General features: G+C 40.7%; 2 protein-coding genes. Both read left to right on the forward strand.

Annotation, left to right across the window (positions count from 1 at the left end):
- A partial coding sequence (locus I6F65_RS21395) for an Imm49 family immunity protein (protein WP_197114844.1) occupies positions 1 to 210 on the forward strand: 210 nt, incomplete at its 5' end.
- A gap of 47 nt (positions 211 to 257) precedes the next feature.
- The coding region (locus I6F65_RS21400; protein ID WP_197114846.1) for an immunity 49 family protein at positions 258 to 1000 on the forward strand (743 nt) is incomplete at its 3' end.

A 1000-nucleotide genomic window follows, 5' to 3' on the forward strand; every position in this document is an offset into this window, starting at 1 on the left:
GAGACTACTCCGAGTACCGCCTTAGCAGATGCATTGAATGATAGCTGGGAGTACCACGAGCGATTCTGTGATAAAGGATACCAACAGCCTGATTTTTATATGCCAATTGTCTTATTAGGTTTAACGTGCATGGCAAAAGATTACGGTAACGAACTCAGCGTGCAATCAGATTTTATTCCGCAGTTTTATATTGATGGCGATTACCTGTAATTTCACCCTAAACGCCCCAAAAACCGGCATAATTTAAAGGAATAACCATGATAAACATAAAGCGTGATTACGAGTCTGTAGAGCTTGAAGATAATATCGAACGTTTTGAAAGAAGATATAACAGAGTAAGTCAAAAATTGCACATTAAAAGAGATAATTTAATAAGTTTTTTTGGTAGTGCAATCAAAATCTCCCAATGGTGGTCGTTTGACTTAACCGAAGAAAACAAGAAAAAATCCATAACAGCATTAAAGCTTGCTGCAAAAGCCGGTGAGGCTATTTTTAAGCTGGGTCGAGAGCCTGAAAAAGAGCAACGCGTCGTGATTGACGATATATTAGACGCCACCTACAACGGCAAAGGTCTGGTGAGCGAGGGCTTTTTGTCAGGAGCTGATTGGCAAAAAACTTATCTTGTGGCTGCAATTGTACGTGACCAAGACGCGATGGATAGTTTAGTGAAGTATCCTGTATCTTTAATGCGCCAGAGCTCTACCACAAACAGTGAAGCCGAGTATGCGCTTGTTGAATTAATACAAGCAATTCACCGTCGAGTATCAAATGATGAAGGTTTAGAGGTTTTTCGAAAGGCGATAGAAGAAGTTAAGTTAAACAACACGGACCCGTGGGTAAACTATTGTACCAGCGGAAAAGTCGGTTTTATTCTTGCTTTTATGATGGAAGGAGAGATTACCCCGAGCGAGGCTCTAGTTAACGCATTGAATGATAGCTGGGAGTACCACGAGCGATTCTGTGATAAAGGGTACCAACAACCTAATTTTTACATGCCAAT

The sequence above is a fragment of the Pseudoalteromonas sp. SWXJZ94C genome, assembly GCF_015864385.1.
GTDB lineage: Bacteria > Pseudomonadota > Gammaproteobacteria > Enterobacterales > Alteromonadaceae > Pseudoalteromonas.